Source organism: Providencia sp. PROV205, assembly GCF_028479505.1.
In the GTDB taxonomy this organism is placed as follows: Bacteria; Pseudomonadota; Gammaproteobacteria; order Enterobacterales; family Enterobacteriaceae; genus Providencia; species Providencia huaxiensis.
In genome coordinates, this window is sequence record NZ_JAMPNU010000031.1 from 36568 (window position 1) to 54935 (window position 18368).

Genomic DNA, 18368 nt, shown 5'->3' on the forward strand with positions numbered 1-18368 from the left:
TAAACACTGGAAGCAATGTGAGCAATGTCGTACTTCTTACAATAGGTGACTAAGTAACCGTATTGAGGAAGTGATGATAATGATAATAGTTATCACTATCGTTTGTAAAGCATTATTTTTAACCAAAATAATATATCTTATAATTAAAACTGCAATTATATGATTTCTATGGAATTAAATATTAACCATTATTTTTCAATGGATTAAGAGATATTCGGTTAAAAGGATGCAAACAAGAAGGCATCGCGAATATTAATTCCCTTAAATTAATTAGGGTTAATAGGCAGGCTTTCTGCACATGCTGCCGCAGAGCTCCAAGCCCATTGGAAGTTATAACCACCTAACCAGCCGGTGACATCGACGACTTCACCAATAAAATATAGCCCCTCAGTTTTCAGTGACCCCATTGTTTTCGATGATATCTCATGGGTATCAACACCCCCTAAAGTCACCTCTGCGGTGCGGTAGCCTTCTGTCCCGTTGGGTTGAACTTGCCAAGCATGTAACGTGCTATGCAGTGCTTCAATTTGCGGATGGTTCAATTGCTTTAGGGCACACTCAGGGATTTGCCCTTGCGCTTGCATGATTTCAATTAGTCGTTTAGGCAATAATTTTGCAAGGGTATTTTTTAAGGATTGATTTGGGTGATTTTGCTTTTCTACCGCTAAAAAGTCGCTCAGTGAAAGGTTAGGAAGTAAGTTAATGCTCACATACTCTCCGGGGTTCCAATAGCTAGAAATCTGCAAAATAGCAGGGCCAGAGAGGCCCCGATGGGTAAAGAGAATATTTTCTTTAAACAACGTCCCATCCGCAGCTGTCACGCTTGCCGCGACCGAGATCCCTGAAAGGACTTGCAGCGCTTCTAAAAGCGGCTTATGCAGTGTAAATGGGACAAGGCCAGCACGAGTTGGAATAATCGAGTGGCCAAATTGTTCTGCGATGCGGTAGCCAAATGGTGTGGCGCCAAGACCTGGCATCGATAACCCACCCGTTGCGACAACCAGTGAGCGAGCACTTACTTGGCTCCCATTCACCGTGACTAGAAAGCCCTCAGGTGTTTTTTCGACACCAGTGACTTCACTGCGAAGTTTTATTGTTATATTCGGTAAATTACACTCATTTTGCAGCATATCGACGATATCTTGTGCACTATTATCACAAAAAAGCTGCCCTAGGGTTTTTTCATGGTATGGAATATTATATTTAGCGACTAAGGCGATAAAATCCCACTGTGTATAGCGAGCAAGTGCTGACTTACAAAAGTGTGGATTTGTTGAAATGTAATTGCTGTGTTCTGCGTACATATTAGTGAAATTACAGCGCCCACCACCGGACATCAATATTTTTCTGCCTAATTTTTTCCCGTTATCAACTACTAGCGTCTTTAAACCGCGTTTGCCAGAGTGTGAGGCACAAAATAAACCCGCAGCGCCAGCACCTAAAATAATAACGTCGAAATTTTTCACAGTAAGTATCTCTATATATGTTTGATTTTTAGCATAATTACATTGATGACCGGGATATTTTACGTCATCTCATCGGGATTGTAATGTAAAGCTTTGAGGAAGAACTGATGAAAACTATACAGGACGTATTATAATTAGAGAAATTCGTCTAAAAAAAGCAAACAACGATTATTTTCTGGAAATATCGTTAAAAAGTTTCAAAAATTCAGAATAAGTTTGATTGCTTTAATTTATTGAAAAATATGGGGTAATTGCCATGAGGTACTTTTTTGATGAGTAGTTAAATCAAAAAAAGGTTAGATTTTGCTTCCACCGCCAGCGTTTGTCACTGATAATGCGCCGCGTTCATGTCCAACATATAATGGCTTAACGTCTATGCTACATCTTTTTACAGGTTTAGAATTTCATACAGGTCTATTATTAGTTCTGGCACTGTTATTTGTGCTGGTCTATGAGGCTATAAATGGCTTCCATGACACCGCTAACGCGGTAGCTACGGTTATTTATACCAGAGCAATGCGGGCTCAGTTCGCAGTTGTCATGGCAGGGGTTTTTAACTTTTTTGGTGTCTTGCTGGGAGGGTTGAGCGTCGCATATGCAATTGTCCATCTCTTACCAACAGACCTCTTGCTTAATGTGAGCTCAGCTCACGGCCTTGCAATGGTTTTTTCATTGCTCTTGGCTGCAATTATTTGGAACCTTGGAACTTGGTACTTCGGTATTCCTGCTTCCAGTTCGCACACGCTGATCGGGGCGATAATCGGGGTGGGTTTAACCAACGCGATTGTGACTGATTCGTCTGTCGTTGATGCCTTGAATATACCGAAAATGATCAGTATTTTCATGTCATTAATTTTGTCTCCCGCTATCGGTTTTGTGATTGCCGGTTTGATGATTTTCTTTTTGCGCCGTTATTGGAGTGGCACAAAGAAACGTCGACGCATTCACTTAACACCAGCGGAACGTGAGAAAAAAGATGGTAAGCGTAAGCCACCATTCTGGACCCGTACTGCATTGATTTTGTCAGCAGTTGGGGTAAGTTTCTCCCATGGTGCGAACGATGGCCAGAAAGGCATCGGTCTTATCATGTTAGTGCTAATTGGTGTTGCTCCAGCAGGTTTCGTTATGAATATGAATTCTAACGGTTATGACATCGCAAAAACGCATGATGCGGTTGTCCACCTGCAACAATACTATGAAACACATAAACCAGCGTTAAACCATGCAATAGAAAATGCGCCTGTCGTTGCAGAAAGTAGTGATGAACCAGGTGGCGAATTCCATTGTGATAGCACGCGTACTGGCGCTATTTTAAATCAAGCTCAAACGATGCTAAATGGCATTCAAAGCTATGAAGAGCTGACGCCAGACCAACGTAACCACGCACGCCGTTTGCTGATGTGTATCTCTGATACTGCTAATGCGGTTGCGAAATTACCAGAAACAAGCTCGAAAGATGCCAGCTTACTGAAAAAACTCAGTAATGATTTGCTGTATACCGTTGAATATGCACCTCTGTGGATCATTATTGCGGTTGCTTTAGCATTATCATTAGGCACCATGTTTGGTTGGCAGCGTGTTGCTGTGACCATTGGTGAGAAAATTGGTAAGAAAGGTATGACTTATGCGCAAGGCGTATCTGCTCAGGTGACTGCAGCGGTGTCTATCGGCGTGGCAAGTTATACTGGTATGCCCGTTTCAACAACGCAGGTTTTATCTTCTGCCGTTGCGGGGACGATGGTTGTCGATGGTGGCGGTGTACAAACAAAAACCATTAAAAGCATTGCGTTAGCATGGTTATTAACTTTACCAGTGTCCATTGTGTTATCGGGTGGTTTGTACTGGCTATCGCTGCTGTTTATCTAGTCGCACTAATTTGGGCTTCATACATGAGTATGGAGCCTTTAACAGTTACATGAACACAGTAATCTACATATACAAAATAGTGATGATCGTAAGGTCATCACTATTTTTTCATTAGTCAGTCACTAATTACAATTAACCCGTTATCAATAAATAGACTAAACTCACGACAACAAGAATGCTGAGCCTGCTTATCATCATGAATTGCTTGCGGATCCGCTCACAACGCAAAATAACTTCAGGGTCATAATGTTCAAGGTACTGTTTGTTATTTATGTATCGAACTAACCGTAGTTGTTTGTTCAGTTGACCGTGTGTAGTAAAAAAGCCATTACCATCAACGGATTGATAAAGCAGAGGGTCTGAATCCCTTAAAATAGACAATAAAACACGAACGGAAGAAAAATACCGCATCATATTTAAGATGCACAAAATGCATAATGCCCAAAACAATGCAATCATACTGAACATAATCCTCTCCTTAGAACCTAGCTCAAGCTCACAGCAATTGTCGCAAAGGAAATACAGCAGAAAAATTGTACTTATACTCAGTTATTTTATTGTAGGATAAATTACTGTTTAAAAAAAGTGCAGTTAGCGCAAATTTGTGATGACTTTTTGTTTTCATTGAAGAAAATAAAACTGAATGGTTGAACTTTAGTATCACAGTTTGCGGTGCAACTTTGTTGTTTTTCTAAGCTAAAATATTTCCCATAACTCGAATTTTTTAGGGCAATATATTAATATTGTATGAATGATGTTATTGTTTTATAAAATGTTATATGTAGTGATGATTTTAAGGTTAATCTGCTTAGATGTGATCAAAGCAACACTTAATAATCACAATTAGCAGGTATAGTATTCATAAAGATGTGGTGAAGGCATAACCACCAGATAATCAGCATTCGGAAGGAGTTTACTTATGGCTTACAAACATATTCTTGTTGCGGTAGATTTATCACCTGAAAGTAAAGTATTACTGGATAAGGCTGTCTCTATGGCAAAACCTTACGGGGCCAAAGTATCTATGATCCATGTTGATGTTAACTATTCAGACCTCTATACCGGTCTTATTGATGTCAATCTTGGAGACATGCAGCAACGTATTACTGATGAAACACGTAATGCTCTGAAGGATTTGTCTGCGGGTGCAGGTTATGAAATTCAAGAAACACTCAGTGGCAGTGGTGACCTAGGCCAAGTACTGGTCGATGCCATTAAAAAATACAATATGGATTTAGTCGTCTGTGGACACCACCAAGATTTCTGGAGCAAGCTCATGTCTTCTGCTCGCCAGTTAATCAATACCGTTCATGTGGATATGTTGATTGTGCCACTAAATGATGATGAAGAATAATCCATATCACTATATTTGAAATATTATTCACTAAAAACGCTTGCTTATGCAGGCGTTTTTTTTGTTTCAAAATATGTATCTTGAGGGAGTTATTGGCAGGTCAAGCAATTTATTTTGCTATTGAGTGAAAAAAAACCTTGAATTTAGAATACAAACTAATGATATATTCAATAGGCAAACGCAAATCAACCTCACATTTCCTAAAAATAATGAAAAGAAAGAGTGAGGCACATCACAACAACTACAATGTTAAAAAGGAAGACATAGATGACACAATCACTATCTTCGTTCTTGGAGTCTGTCCAAAAAAGAGACCCTTCTCAACCTGAATTTCTACAAGCGGTGCGTGAAGTATTCACTTCCCTTTGGCCGTTCTTAGAGCAAAATGCTAAGTATCGTGACCAAGCATTACTTGAACGTTTTGTTGAACCTGAGCGTGTAATTCAATTCCGTGTGTGTTGGGTAGACGACCAAGGTAAAGTTCAAGTCAACCGCGCATGGCGTGTACAATTTAGCTCTGCAATCGGTCCATTCAAAGGTGGTATGCGTTTTCATCCGTCTGTGAATTTATCCATTCTGAAATTCTTAGGCTTCGAACAAACACTGAAAAATGCCCTGACCACATTACCAATGGGTGGTGGTAAAGGTGGCTCTGACTTTGATCCTAAAGGTAAAAGTCATGGTGAAGTGATGCGTTTCTGCCAAGCATTGATGACTGAGCTTTATCGCCATATTGGTTCTAATACTGACGTCCCAGCAGGGGATATTGGTGTGGGTGGCCGTGAAGTGGGCTTTATGACGGGTATGATGAAAAAACTGTCTAATGACACTTCTTGTGTATTTACTGGTAAAGGATTGTCCTTTGGTGGCAGTTTAATTCGCCCTGAAGCAACTGGTTACGGTTTGGTTTATTTCACCAATGCGATGTTAAAACGCCATGGCCTAGGTTTTGAAGGAATGCGTGTCGCAGTTTCTGGTTCAGGTAACGTTGCACAGTACACCATTGAAAAATGTATGGAACTAGGTGCGAAAGTGGTTACTGCATCTGATTCAAGCGGTACTGTCGTTGATGAAGATGGTTTTACAACAGAAAAACTCGCACGTTTGGAAGAGATCAAAAACAACTATGGTCGCATTGAAGAGTATGCAAAAGAGTTTGGCTTGACTTACTTAGCAGGCCAGCAACCATGGAATGTGCCTGTCGATATCGCTCTGCCATGTGCAACACAAAATGAGCTGGATGTGGATGCAGCAAAAGTGTTAATCAAAAATGGTGTTAAAGCGGTGGCTGAAGGGGCTAATATGCCAACAACTATTCCTGCAACGGAGCTGTTCCTTGAAGCGGGAGTGCTGTTTGCACCAGGTAAAGCGGCTAACGCAGGTGGTGTTGCGACCTCTGGTCTAGAAATGGCACAGAATGCGGCTCGCCTAGGTTGGAAAGCAGAGAAAGTTGACGCTCGTCTGCACCACATCATGTTGGATATCCACCAGCACTGTGTGGAATTCGGTGGCGAAGAGAAACAAACAAACTATGTTCAAGGTGCTAACATCGCAGGCTTTGTAAAAGTCGCTGATGCAATGCTTGGGCAGGGTGTGTTGTAATTCTCTGACCTCAAAACGTACGCGAAAGGGCGGCTGTATCATACTGATAATTTCACCTGTACATACGCCCTTCGCCGTTACGTTTATTCGCTACTTTTAATGCATGGATAGATATCAAACCGATGGTTTTTAGTGGTAACCGCTGATGGCGCTTTTTGTCCCGCAAGGGGCTCTGCGTAATCAGGGCGCTTAACAACCACTCTACGTTTAGCCAAAGCAATCGCAGGGGCTAACAATGAATCTGCATCATCATCTGCTCCCACTAATGACTGAAATACTCGCATTTCTTTCTTCACTAAAGCACTTTTTTGCCGATGAGGGTACATCGGGTCAAGATAGATAACATCAGGCGCGTGGGTTATCTCGCTCAGTGCTGTAATACTGGATGCATGAATCAATGACATTCGCTCTTGTAACCATGGGCCAATTTCTGCATCTTGGTAGCCTCGTTGTAAACCATCATCCAATAGGGCAGCAACCACAGGGTGGCGCTCCAACATACGGACATGGCAACCGAGAGCGGCTAGAACAAAGGCATCACGCCCTAGGCCAGCAGTGGCATCAATCACATCGGGAAGGTAATCTTTTTTGATCCCGACAGCTTTGGCAACAGCTTCACCGCGGCCTCCACCAAATTTACGACGATGGGCCATCGCCCCAGAGACGAAGTCGACAAAGATCCCCCCTAACTTAGGCTCATCTAGCTTACGTAGTTGTAAGTTTTCAGGCGTAAGTACAACAGCCATAACGGCATCAGGGGTGTGAGAAAGCTGCCATTTTTCAGAAAGTTGAGAAAGAGTGCCGGGATCGGCACCCTCTTCACAGATCAATTGGATCTCAATACGATTAGCCATGAATACCATAGCTCTTCAACATGGCATCTAATTCTGGTTTGCGACCACGGAAACGCTCAAACAGTGCCATTGGCTCTTCTGAGCCACCACGACTTAAGATATTGTCGAGGAAAGACTGGCCTGTTTGGCGGTTAAAGATGCCTTCTTCACTGAAACGTGAGTATGCATCTGCCGCAAGCACATCTGCCCATAAGTAGCTGTAATAGCCAGCGGCATAGCCACCTGCGAAAATATGGCTAAAAGCATGTGGGAAGCGAGACCATGTTGGTGAAGGGACCACAGCGACTTTATCTTTAATTGCATATAACGTTGGCATGACTTGCGCGCCTTTCGCTGGGTCATATTCAGCATGCAAGGTGAAATCAAACAGGCCAAACTCCAACTGGCGCAGAACAAACATGGCTGATTGGTAGTTTTTTGCTGCTAACATGCTATTGAGCATTTCTGTTGGTAATGGTTCGCCTGTCTCATAATGGCCAGAAATAAATTCGAGGGCTTCAGGCTCCCAGCACCAGTTTTCCATAAACTGACTTGGCAATTCGACGGCATCCCATGGTACACCGTTAATCCCAGCAACATCAGCAACATCAATTTGCGTTAACATATGGTGTAAGCCGTGACCAAATTCGTGGAATAAGGTCGTGACTTCATTATGAGTAAACAGTGCGGGTTTATCGCCAAGTGGTTTATTGAAGTTACAGGTTAAGTAGGCTACAGGATTTTGTAATGAACCGTCTTTATGCACCATGCGGCCAACACAGTCATCCATCCAAGCACCGCCGCGTTTGTGTTCGCGGGCGTAGAGGTCTAGGTAGAAGCTACCACGCAGAGTGTTGGTTTCGTCATAGAGTTCGAAGAAACGCACATCTTTATGCCATGTTTCTACATCATTGCGTTCTTTGGCGGTTAAACCATAGATACGATGAACAACTTCGAATAACCCATTTAGGACACGTTGTTCAGGGAAATATGGACGCAATTGTTCATCATTTAATGAGAATTTATGCTGTTTTTGTTTTTCGCTGTAATAGGCTAAATCCCATGATTCAAGCGTATCGACACCATAATGCTCTTTAGCAAAAGCCGTCAGTTCAGCCAGCTCATTTTCCCCTTGCTGATGAGCTCGGTCAGCTAAATCATTGAGGAAATTCAGCACTTGTTCTGGTGATTCGGCCATTTTGGTGGCAAGGGATTTCTCTGCGTAGTTTTTAAAACCTAATAATTGCGCCAGTTCGTGGCGTAACGCCATCAGTTCATCAATTAATTCGCTGTTATCCCATTTACCTGCATTTGGGCCTTGGTCAGACGCACGGGTGCTATATGCATGGCTCATCTCACGACGCAATTCTGCGTTATCAGCATAGGTCATAACAGGTAAGTAGCTTGGCATATCGAGGGTGAGTAAGTAGCCTTCTTCACCTTTTGACTCAGCCATGGCTTTTGCTGCGGCAATTGCACTTTCTGGCATGCCTGCTAATTCTTTTTCGTCTTTAATGAGCTTACTCCAACCCATAGTCGCATCAAGGACGTTATTGCTAAACTTAGACGCTATTTCCGACAAACGTGCAACAATTTCACCATAACGTTGCTGTTTTTCAGCAGGTAGGCCAATTCCAGATAATTCAAAATCACGTAAAGTATTTTCGATGGATTTACGTTGGGCCTGGTTAAGGGAATTAAATTCAGCCCCTTCTTTTAATGATTTATATGCTTGATATAAAGGCTCATGTTGCCCCATCCAAGTACTGAACTCGGACAGTAATGGCAAACATTTTTCATACTCTTCGCGCAGTTCTGGACTGTTTTTCACGGAGTGTAAATGGCTGACTGGCGACCAAACACGAGAAAGCTTATCACTGGCTTCTTCTAAAGGTTGGCACAGGTTGTCCCAAGTATATTGATCCGCTGCGCTCAGCAGGTTTTCTACTGTTTGGCGATATTCATTGAGTACGTGTTGGACTGCGGGGAAAATATCCGCGGGCTCTATAGTAGAAAAACGGGGTAGTGCGGAATCGGCTAATAATGAATTTGTCATAAAACATCCTGTGATTGCAGGCTTGTGCTCGTAGGCCAAGGCTTACTGTGTTGACAATAAAAGTTAAATGGCGAACTTAAACCCAAATATGGTCAATGTTATGGGTGATAGAACTAGCACGCCATTGCGAATATAAGAAAGTATATGGGGGCAAATGTACAAACCTCAATATCAATCTAACGTTTTTTCTTATTAACGCTTATCAATAAATGGGGTTTTTATTGGCTTTTATCAATAAAGGCAATAGTTGTAGTTTCAATGCTTTGGAAAATAATGAATTCAGTCTATAATCGTTTTCCAACCTATAGAGGAAGATCGTCGTCTCCGGTGAGGCGGCTGGATTTCAAATCCAGTTGGGGCTGCCAGCAGTCCCGGGCAGGTTCGACTCCTGTGATCTTCCGCCAAACGCAGTTTCTGAATTTCTCTCAAAGTCTATATTTTCCTTTTAAATCAATAAGATTAATCATCTCGGAGTCTGTCTGATTCTCCCCATGTTTACTGGTTTATACCCCTGTTTGGGGGCAAAATTGGGGGCATAATTTTTCCCTATTTTTTGGATGCCCCCACAATGAAGTCTTACGCCCGCCAGGTAGCGGCCTCAAGGCCAATGGTAACCCCCTATAAAATGACCGATGGAGGGGGGTTATATCTCGAGGTTAACACCAATGGATCAGAACGATTATATTGGGAAAACTCTAAAACGGTGACCAATTTTTGTTGACCACTACAACCGAAAGGTGCCTTAAGCAGTTGTATTTTTGCTGAATAAAATCAGATAAGACGCTGACTAGCTAACTGATAAATACATGGATATTAAGGCTCATTTATTATCTTATTATATAAAAATAATGTATTGTTTTTAATGAAAAACTTGCTAACATAAAACTATGTTTACCTATTTTTAAAAGGAGTCGACTATGTTTTTAAAACAGAAGCTGTTGCGCTCCATTGCCAACAGAAAAGGTACTGTGATTTTACGTTCAGAATTAGAGCATCTAGGCAGTAAATCACAAATTGGCAAAGTGCTAGCGGCACTTGTTGAAGAGGGTATTATCATTCGAGTGAGTTTAGGTGTTTATGCGAAAACTCGTTTTAATCGGTTTGCAGGTAAAAGGACGGTAGCAGCACCATTTGAGTCAGTTGTGGAGGAAACCTTTCAAAAGCTTAATGTTCAAGTAACTCAAGGACAGGCTTTAAAGGATTATAACGCAGGTAAAACGACTCAAATCCCAATGCAGCTACAAATTCGAACTCCAGGAAGGAAAATATCTCGAAACATCACTGTTTCAGGTAGAAATGTTCAATATGAAAAAAATTACGGAAGACCAAATTGCTGATATTCAAGATGCAGAGGCTGCAGGGTTATTGAATGGGCTACCTGCATTTGTTGCAGAAAAAGATGTCCATGTAACAGATGCTCTGCGTGTTTTGGCAAGCTTGCATATTGTACATGAAGCTCAGTTGAAAGGATTTGATCCTAGAAGTAAGAAAGTACCAAATGAACCCATCAATATTGATTTACCAGTTAGGTTTGTTTTCGCTGGTGGTACTTGCTTATCGAAGGCTTATAATTTAATTAACCGAATGTCAGAAGATATTGATATAAAAGTTATTCTTCAAGAAGTCCCTTCTAATTATAAATTAAAAAGAGAATTCCCTTCAGATAAAGCACGGCTAAAAGATATCCATCATCAACTTACTAAAAACCTTGAGGTTCTTGGCTTCTACCTCACAGATAAAGCTGGTGGAAATCCAGAAATTAATGATAAACATCGCCATTATAATGTTGATTTAAGCTATAAAGGGCACTTCAGTAGCGGGGGAGCTAACCCTTTGCGTAGCTGCATTAAGGTTGAACTGATAAATCGCCCCATTAATTTAGAGACTAAAAAATTAAAGATTAATTATCTCTATCAGCAATTAATAAAAGGCAATAATTACCCTGATTTTGATATCGAGTGTATTAATATTGCAGAAACGCTTGCTGAAAAAGTGTTATCACTTTTAAGACGATTTGCAATGTATTGTGATGATATTAAACTGAATAAAGCGCCGTGGGTAATGACTGAAAAAATGCATGAATATTTTTCTTGCAAAGAAAGAATATAGATAATAGTAGTATATTGTTTTTTCATAAAATAATGTGCTTGCTACCTATTTGCTGGTGGCCTTATTTTTTTGTTAAATATGCTATATTGTTGTTCATATTTTATGCATAACGTATAGACATAGTTTATGCATAACGTATAGAGAGCGGAGGCAATTTGATGAGCGACAATCTTCCTGAAGCACCACAGGGCGAATTTGTTTTGTTCCGCAGTGAAGATGGCCAAACTCACGTTGAATGCCGCTTTGAGTCTGATACGCTGTGGTTATCTCAGGCATCCATTGCTGAACTGTATGGAAAAGATGTTCGTACAATTAACGAACATCTTGTTAATATTTTTTCTGAAGGGGAACTTGCTCAAAACGCAACCATCCGGAAATTCCGGATAGTTCGATTAGAGGGAAATCGTCAGGTCTCCAGAGAGATCGACCATTATAGCTTACCTGCCATTCTTGCTGTCGGTTACCGTGTCCGTTCGGTTCGCGGCACACAGTTTCGTCAATGGGCAACGCAAACACTGGAGCAGTATCTGGTCAAAGGGTTTGTGATGGATGATGAACGACTGAAGAACCCGCCTGTCGGTCAGTCAGTCGTGCCTGATTACTTTGATGAGATGCTCGAACGCATCCGTGATATTCGCGCCAGTGAGCGACGTGTGTATTTACGGGTGAAAGATATATTCACTATGGCAGCGGATTACGAGCCTTCCAATAAAGAAACCAATCGTTTCTTCCAAACCATTCAAAACAAACTGCATTTTGCTTGTACTGGCATGACTGCTGCTGAGCTTATAGCCAGTCGTGCAGATGCTAGCCAGCCGGATATGGGCTTAACCAGCTATAAGTCGGACGAAGTTCGTAAAACGGATGTGACGATTGCGAAGAATTATCTACGTGAAAATGAGCTCAAAGAATTAAACCGTATCGTCAATATGTGGCTCGACTTTGCCGAAGACCAAGCACTGCGCCGTAAGCAGGTTTTCTTACAGGATTGGGATACCAAGCTGGATCAGTTTTTAAGTTTCAATGAGCGTGAAGTTTTGCAGGGTGCTGGTGGGATTAGTAAGAAAATTGCTGACGAAAAAGCCAAAGAAATGTTTGATATTTATGCTCAAAAGCGTCGCCAATTAAAAGAAGCTGAAGGGGCAAGGGCGAATATTGCGGCGTTGAAAGACTTATTGAAAAAAAGTAAATAAAAGAAGCCGCTTGCTAGTTTTTGCGTAATGTTTTGCTCCCTAGTCTTTTATCAGGATAACTAAGGGGTTGAAGTGGGTAAGTCACACACAAGCTTATGAATCATTCAAGCTGTTGGAAGAACAAAAATATGAAACAAGGGCAACTCATATTTTCGATTGTGAACCAAGTTTGGCAGTATTTTTGTTATTGATTGCCTCAACTCAGGACTCCCTAAAAGGATCGATTTTTTAACTAAAAAAAGAATAGTGATGTACAGAAGAATAGAGGAAAGAAATGATTGTTTCTAAAAACCTATCACTCAAAAGCCAATCTGGGGGCATTAATGGGGGTACTGCTATTTAGCCAACTCCATAAACTCATTTAATATCAACGCCATTACCCACATAGTGCGACTCCTTTGTTCCGATACCTTATTGCTTCTACAAAAGCCATAAAAGCGGGTGAGGATTGGCGACGGTTTGGGTAATACAGATGGAAACCTTCAAAGTAAGGGCTATAATCGATTAATACAGCCTGTAACTTACCGTCGGCAATATAAGGCTCTGCTAAATGTTCAGGAATATAGGCTATTCCCATTCCATCAAGTGCTGCATTTAACTGGTGTAGTGTACTATTGAAAACGAGTTGCCCATCCACTTTTATACTCGTTGTACGGCCATCTTGTTTAAATTCCCATGCATAAATAGCCCCCGCAGCACGATGGCGAATATTGATACATTGATGTTCAGATAAGTCGTTAGGAAATAAAGGCTTAGGGTGCTGTTTAAAATAGTCCGGTGAAGCGACAGCAATTAAGCGCCAATCTGGCCCAATGCGAACTGCTATCATGTCTTTATTGATATCATCGCCAATTCGAATTCCTGCATCGAAACGCTCTTCAACAATGTTTGTAAAACCATAGTCCACATATATTTCTATTGTGATATCAGGATATTTTTGTAAAAAATTATTCAATATTGGTCGAATATAAATTTCTATTTGGTCATCGGTACAACTTAAGCGAATAGTTCCTCTAGGGCTGTCTCGTAACTCACTTAATGCATTAAGTTCAATATCAATCTGTTCAAATAATGGGTGGATGGCATTCATTAGCTGTGCGCCAGCCTCTGTCACTGAAACATTTCGGGTTGTTCTTGCGAGAAGCCGGATCCCTAAGCGTTCTTCCAAAAGTCGTATTGTATGGCTCAATGCCGAAGGCGTCACACCCAGTCTTGCGGCCGCTTTTGTAAAACTTTGCTCTTGAGCAATGATAAGAAAAGCGTGCAAGTCATTCATTTTACCTTTCATCATTAATGAATTTTTCTCATAAGTTCATAAAGATTATACCCACTAATTAAATTATTACCTGTATGACATGATGATGTCCATTAAATATCGTAGGTACATAGGCGAATATAACTGATGGATAATGTCATTTTTCAAAAGCGAAATTTTCCTGAAAGAGCGAATTGGAGTGCAGTTTTTGCCATGACGCTATGTGTTTTTGTATTGATTGCCTCAGAATTTATGCCAGTGAGCTTGTTAACGCCGTTAGCGCTTGATTTTCAGGTAACTGAAGGCATGGCAGGACAAGGTATTACGATCTCAGGAATATTTGCTGTCATAACGAGTTTATTTATTTCTGCGCTGACTCGTCATTTAAATCGTAAAACTTTATTGCTCGGGCTCGCGTTCTTAATGGGGCTGTCAGGTGCAATGATTGCTTTGGCTCCTAATTATTATGTTTATATGGTTGGCCGTGCGCTAATCGGTGTTGTTGTTGGCGGTTTTTGGTCTATGTCTGCCGCGATAGCAATGCGCCTTGTACCGATAGATCAAGTTCCTAAGGCACTGGCTATTTTCAATAGCGGCAATGCACTAGCAACGGTTATTGCTGCACCTTTAGGGGCTTATTTAGGCTCAACTATTGTGTGGTTATGGGTGAGTTTACCCTCAATGCCAACTGCTCCGAATAGTCATCAAAATACGCCTCAGATTCTCAGTATTTTTAGCTTTTTTAAATACCGGGTTGTCACACTGGGTATGCTTGCTATCGGTCTATTTTTTATGGGGCAATTTACCTTATTTACCTATGTGCGCCCTTTTCTTGAGACCGTGGTAAAAGTCGATATCTCGATGGTGACATTTATCTTGTTACTTATTGGTATTACTGGATTTATCGGAACTTTACTGATTAATCGTGTATTAAAAATAGGGTTCTATCAAATATTAATCACGATTCCATTATTGATGGCCAGTATTGCTGTATCACTTATTTTCTTTGGCTATTCCACTCTTGCTGCCACCGTATTATTGAGTCTTTGGGGGTTTATCGCGACTGCCGCGCCTGTTGGTTGGTGGAGCTGGATACCTCGAATATTTTCAAATAACACAGAAGCAGGAGGGGGGTTGATGGTCGCAGTGATCCAACTTTCCATTGCCTCAGGTGCTTCGGTGGGAGGCATAGTATTTGATTTGATGGGCTATGAAAGTACTTTTGCAATCAGTGCGTTATTTCTTGTAGTTGCAGCAATACTTGTTCAGTGCACAGCAAAGGCTGAAAAGGAAACATAACCCATGGGCTGGAATATTACCAAAACAAGTGGTGATAGAGCTTTTCCAAAGAAATGACTAAAAGAGGATGTACATTATGGATCATGAACGTAGAGATTTATTGAAATTAACGGGGGCAAGTATTGCTGTTGCAGGTATGGCATCGATAATTACAGCGCCAGTATTAGCGCAACCAAGTACAAATTTCAGTGAGCTATGGGATAAAACCTTTGTAAAAAGTGATAAGGTTGAACATAAAAAAGTCACATTCAAAAATCGTTATGGTTTAGCCTTAGTCGGAGATTTATATCAACCTAAACATAGTGGTGGATTATTTTCTGCGATTGTATTGAGTGGTCCATTTGGCGCAGTAAAAGAGCAGTCTTCGGGGTTGTATGCGCAAACATTAGCAGAGCGTGGTTTTATTACTCTCGCATTTGATCCCTCTTTTACGGGGGAAAGTGGTGGTGAGCCTCGAAATGTTGCTTCTGCGGATATCAATACGGAAGATTTTAGTGCGGCTGTTGATTTTTTAGGTCTACAGCCAAATGTTGACCGTAATCGTATTGGGGTGCTAGCTATTTGTGGATTAAGTGGTATGGCTTTAACCGCAGCGAGTAGCGATTCACGTATTAAAGCCGTAGCGACGGCATCAATGTACGATATGTCTCGCAGTATTAGCCGCGGGTACCAAGATAGTTACACCATTGAAGAACGACATAAAGTGATTGATTATCTTAGCCAGCGGCGCTGGAAAGATGCAAAAATGGACACTATGCTTTAGGTTACCATGAGGTGCCATTCGATGAGGATGGCAATATTATCGAGGGGCAACGTGTTTTACCGGAGACTTTGCCAGAGAATGCACCGCCTGTATTAGCCGCATTTTTTGATTATTACCGTACTCCTCGAGGTTTTCATCCTCGTTCAATTAATTCAACAACCGCGTGGACAGCAACAACGCCTATATCTTTTTTTAATTTTCCAATGCATACCAATATTGAAATGATATCACCAAAACCAATTTTGCTGATTGCGGGGGAAAATGCACATTCTCGTTATTATTCAGAAGATGTGTACAAAGTGGCTTCAGAACCTAAAGAACTCTTGATTATTCCAAATGCTGATCATGTTGATTTATATGATAATCCAAGCAAGATCCCTTTCGATAAACTCACTGTTTTCTTTCAACAGAATTTATAAATATAGTAGCGCATTATTTTTTAGTAAAATAATGTGCTTGCTGTCAGTTACCGCGTTCGATCTGTTGGTGGCACTCAATTTCGCCAGTAGGTAATACAGAAACAGTATCTGATCAAAGGGGGGATGATTAACGGTTGAATTACTGGCTAGCGGTTCATAATCACGAAAAGTGTATTAAGAACCTTCCAGTATTCGTTAGGTATTGCAGACTTTAATTGGGATGATTTTTAACTAAAAATCAGTTTTAGCAAAACCCGTCATAACATCCAGTTCCATTTCACGGCCTAATGCCGTCATTGGATGGACGATTATTAAGCCTCGCACTGACTTTTTCAGTTTGCCAAGGTCGGCTTGTTCTTTCTTAGTGATGGGGCGCTTGAATGGCATATCTACAAGCTTTTGCGCTTCTTTGCTTAGTTTTTTGTTACGCAGCGCTTTCAGGCGAGCGATTTCAATTTCCAGTGTCGCTTTTTCTTTCTCTAGCTCTGAATGTTTTTCTACTTCACTCGTCAGCTGCATACTTGCCATCTGGTGACGAATAAGGTCTAAACGGTCGCTAAGAAGTTTAATTTGTGTTTTTTCAATTTCTTTCATTGTTCATTAACCGTGGATAAATTTCTTGCTGGCAAGTATACACTATTCTAGATAAGGGGGGAAAAGGGATACAGGCTAATGCCCATGTGAGGTTACCTTTATCGTTCATCGTTCATGCAATGAAAACAATATAACTACCTTATAAATCAATTTCCACTCAACTATTCATCATATTTCGTTTTTTATATCCTAGTGACATCATGATTAAGTTGTTGCATTTCGGTATCATCACTGACTTTTCTGACATATTATATTTAATTTTCTGGAAAATTATTATTTTTAGTTAATTTATCGTTGGTATATAGCGAAATATAATGAGGTATAGATGAGATCATAATGACTAAACGTAAATTTATTACACGTACAGAAGTTAATTCTTTATTGGATGCTACAAAGCAAGGTCGCTATCCTAATCGAGACTATTGCTTGTTATTAATGAGCTTTCTGCATGGATTAAGAGTTAGTGAGCTCACTCATATCACAATGGCTGATATTGATTTGGCGCAGAAAGTGATATTTATTAGGAGACTAAAAGGAGGGCTGTCTACCGTACAGCCTATAATCCCCGAAGAGTTTAATGCGATTGAAAAATGGCTAGTTGAAAGAGATTCTTGGAAAACAGCAGGGTCAGATTGTTTATTCATTTCACAAAAGGGAAGCCAAATTTCTCGTTATCAAATTTATCGCTTATTTGAGCAGTATGGGAAAATTGCAGGGCTTCCTGTAAAGCTTCATCCTCATATGCTAAGGCATGCATGCGGCTATGCTTTAGCTGATTTGGGTAGGGACACTCGATTAATCCAAGATTATTTAGGACATCGAAATATCGCCCATACTGTAATTTATACTGCTAGTAATGAAAAAAGATTTAGTGGTATTTGGTCGAATCAATAAGTAATTTAATGAGTTGTGTCAACATAAAGCTAACGCTAAACATAATAATATGAACTAAACATCAAGAATACCTCGGTTATTTAGGTGATTGATTTTATAAAACTGAGGTATTCTTATGCATATTAAGGGCAATGATTATTTTTAAACCCATAAATAGCATACTCAAATAATTTATTTTCCAGTCACTAAAAACAAAATTAGTTAATAATTTTATTTATTCTTTTTTTTTGAATTATCATGATTTAATTACTCAAATTAAGAGTGTCAGCAAATCACTTTCGTGGTTAACTAATTATTATCATATTTTAATCATTTTCTTCACAATAATAGTCTATTTTTGATTATCCAATAAAGCCGCTCTGTGAAACGGCACGATGTAAGTGAAATCATTTAGATGATAAATTCATATTTTTGGTTTTTGTAAGTTAAAAACCTTTAATTGATGTTTTAAAATACAGCAATATAAAATATAACAAAAAAATTAATCAATTATCAATAATAATCAATTGGATAAATAAAATACCTATGAAAATCAATGCATAATGCAACATAATAAATCAAAATGTTCAAATTACCTAATAAGTATAATTATCAGACTAACTAAAATCAAACAGCATAAAACTCTGTTGCTGCAATGCATTTTAGAGGTAATTATTAATTAATGT

General features: G+C 40.2%; 14 protein-coding genes, 1 tRNA gene and 1 pseudogene. 10 read left to right on the top strand and 6 right to left on the bottom strand.

Going from position 1 to position 18368, the window contains the following annotated elements; genetic code table 11:
• Positions 1-266: 266 nt before the first annotated feature.
• Positions 267-1466 (bottom strand): NAD(P)/FAD-dependent oxidoreductase, encoded by a 1200-nt coding sequence (locus tag PR800_RS17115; protein ID WP_102140152.1) that lies wholly within the window; start codon positions 1464-1466, stop codon positions 267-269.
• A 375-nt stretch (positions 1467-1841) separates the two neighbouring features.
• Here PR800_RS17115 and pitA point away from each other — a divergent pair, with 375 nt between their 5' ends.
• Positions 1842-3332 carry an inorganic phosphate transporter PitA gene (gene pitA, locus PR800_RS17120; protein WP_102140160.1) on the top strand — a complete coding sequence of 497 codons (1491 nt, stop codon included), beginning with the start codon at positions 1842-1844 and terminating at the stop codon, positions 3330-3332.
• A 132-nt stretch (positions 3333-3464) separates the two neighbouring features.
• Here the strand turns inward: pitA and uspB are convergent, their stop codons facing one another.
• Positions 3465-3800, bottom strand: coding sequence for a universal stress protein UspB (gene uspB / locus PR800_RS17125; RefSeq protein ID WP_102140153.1), 336 nt, complete (start codon positions 3798-3800; stop codon positions 3465-3467).
• Positions 3801-4251: 451 nt separating this feature from the next.
• On the opposite strand from uspB, the gene uspA reads away from it, so the two are divergent.
• Positions 4252-4686, top strand: coding sequence for a universal stress protein UspA (gene uspA, locus PR800_RS17130; RefSeq protein ID WP_004263149.1), 435 nt, complete (start codon positions 4252-4254; stop codon positions 4684-4686).
• A 267-nt stretch (positions 4687-4953) separates the two neighbouring features.
• A complete protein-coding gene (gene gdhA / locus PR800_RS17135) occupies positions 4954-6288 on the top strand; it encodes an NADP-specific glutamate dehydrogenase (RefSeq protein ID WP_004263145.1) in 1335 nt (444 codons plus the stop codon).
• Between the two features lie 83 nt (positions 6289-6371).
• Here the strand turns inward: gdhA and rsmJ are convergent, their stop codons facing one another.
• Both rsmJ and prlC read right to left on the bottom strand, forming a co-directional pair.
• Positions 6372-7142, bottom strand: coding sequence for a 16S rRNA (guanine(1516)-N(2))-methyltransferase RsmJ (gene rsmJ / locus PR800_RS17140; RefSeq protein WP_102140154.1), 771 nt, complete (start codon positions 7140-7142; stop codon positions 6372-6374).
• Positions 7135-9177, bottom strand: coding sequence for an oligopeptidase A (prlC, locus tag PR800_RS17145; RefSeq protein WP_272531185.1), 2043 nt, complete (start codon positions 9175-9177; stop codon positions 7135-7137). Before prlC ends, rsmJ begins: the two co-directional genes overlap by 8 nt.
• A 309-nt stretch (positions 9178-9486) precedes the next feature.
• On the opposite strand from prlC, the gene PR800_RS17150 reads away from it, so the two are divergent.
• From PR800_RS17150 to PR800_RS17165, 4 genes are all read left to right on the top strand, one after another.
• Positions 9487-9581, top strand: a tRNA-Sec gene (locus PR800_RS17150).
• A 513-nt stretch (positions 9582-10094) separates the two neighbouring features.
• Positions 10095-10514 (top strand): DUF6088 family protein, encoded by a 420-nt coding sequence (locus tag PR800_RS17155; RefSeq protein WP_166266154.1) that lies wholly within the window; start codon positions 10095-10097, stop codon positions 10512-10514.
• Positions 10483-11286, top strand: coding sequence for a nucleotidyl transferase AbiEii/AbiGii toxin family protein (locus PR800_RS17160; protein WP_229597499.1), 804 nt, complete (start codon positions 10483-10485; stop codon positions 11284-11286). The genes PR800_RS17155 and PR800_RS17160 overlap by 32 nt, the downstream gene beginning before the upstream one ends.
• A 158-nt stretch (positions 11287-11444) precedes the next feature.
• The gene (locus PR800_RS17165; protein ID WP_195697994.1) at positions 11445-12479 is read left to right on the top strand and encodes a virulence RhuM family protein; all 1035 of its coding nucleotides are present in this window, start codon (positions 11445-11447) and stop codon (positions 12477-12479) included.
• Between the two features lie 376 nt (positions 12480-12855).
• Here PR800_RS17165 and PR800_RS17170 read toward each other — a convergent pair whose 3' ends face one another.
• Positions 12856-13770 carry a LysR family transcriptional regulator gene (locus tag PR800_RS17170; protein ID WP_206277024.1) on the bottom strand — a complete coding sequence of 305 codons (915 nt, stop codon included), beginning with the start codon at positions 13768-13770 and terminating at the stop codon, positions 12856-12858.
• A gap of 111 nt (positions 13771-13881) precedes the next feature.
• Here PR800_RS17170 and PR800_RS17175 point away from each other — a divergent pair, with 111 nt between their 5' ends.
• Positions 13882-15033: an MFS transporter gene (locus tag PR800_RS17175; RefSeq protein ID WP_272531186.1), complete on the top strand. Its 1152-nt coding sequence runs from the start codon at positions 13882-13884 to the stop codon at positions 15031-15033.
• 136 nt (positions 15034-15169) lie between these two features.
• Positions 15170-16215, top strand: a pseudogene (locus PR800_RS17180) (alpha/beta hydrolase).
• 231 nt (positions 16216-16446) lie between these two features.
• On the opposite strand, the gene PR800_RS17185 reads toward PR800_RS17180, so the two are convergent.
• A complete protein-coding gene (locus PR800_RS17185; RefSeq protein WP_102140591.1) occupies positions 16447-16809 on the bottom strand; it encodes a YibL family ribosome-associated protein in 363 nt (120 codons plus the stop codon).
• Positions 16810-17145: 336 nt separating this feature from the next.
• On the opposite strand from PR800_RS17185, the gene PR800_RS17190 reads away from it, so the two are divergent.
• Entirely contained in the window at positions 17146-17703 is a 558-nt protein-coding gene (locus PR800_RS17190; protein ID WP_102140592.1) for a tyrosine-type DNA invertase, read from the top strand.
• Positions 17704-18368 lie beyond the last annotated feature (665 nt).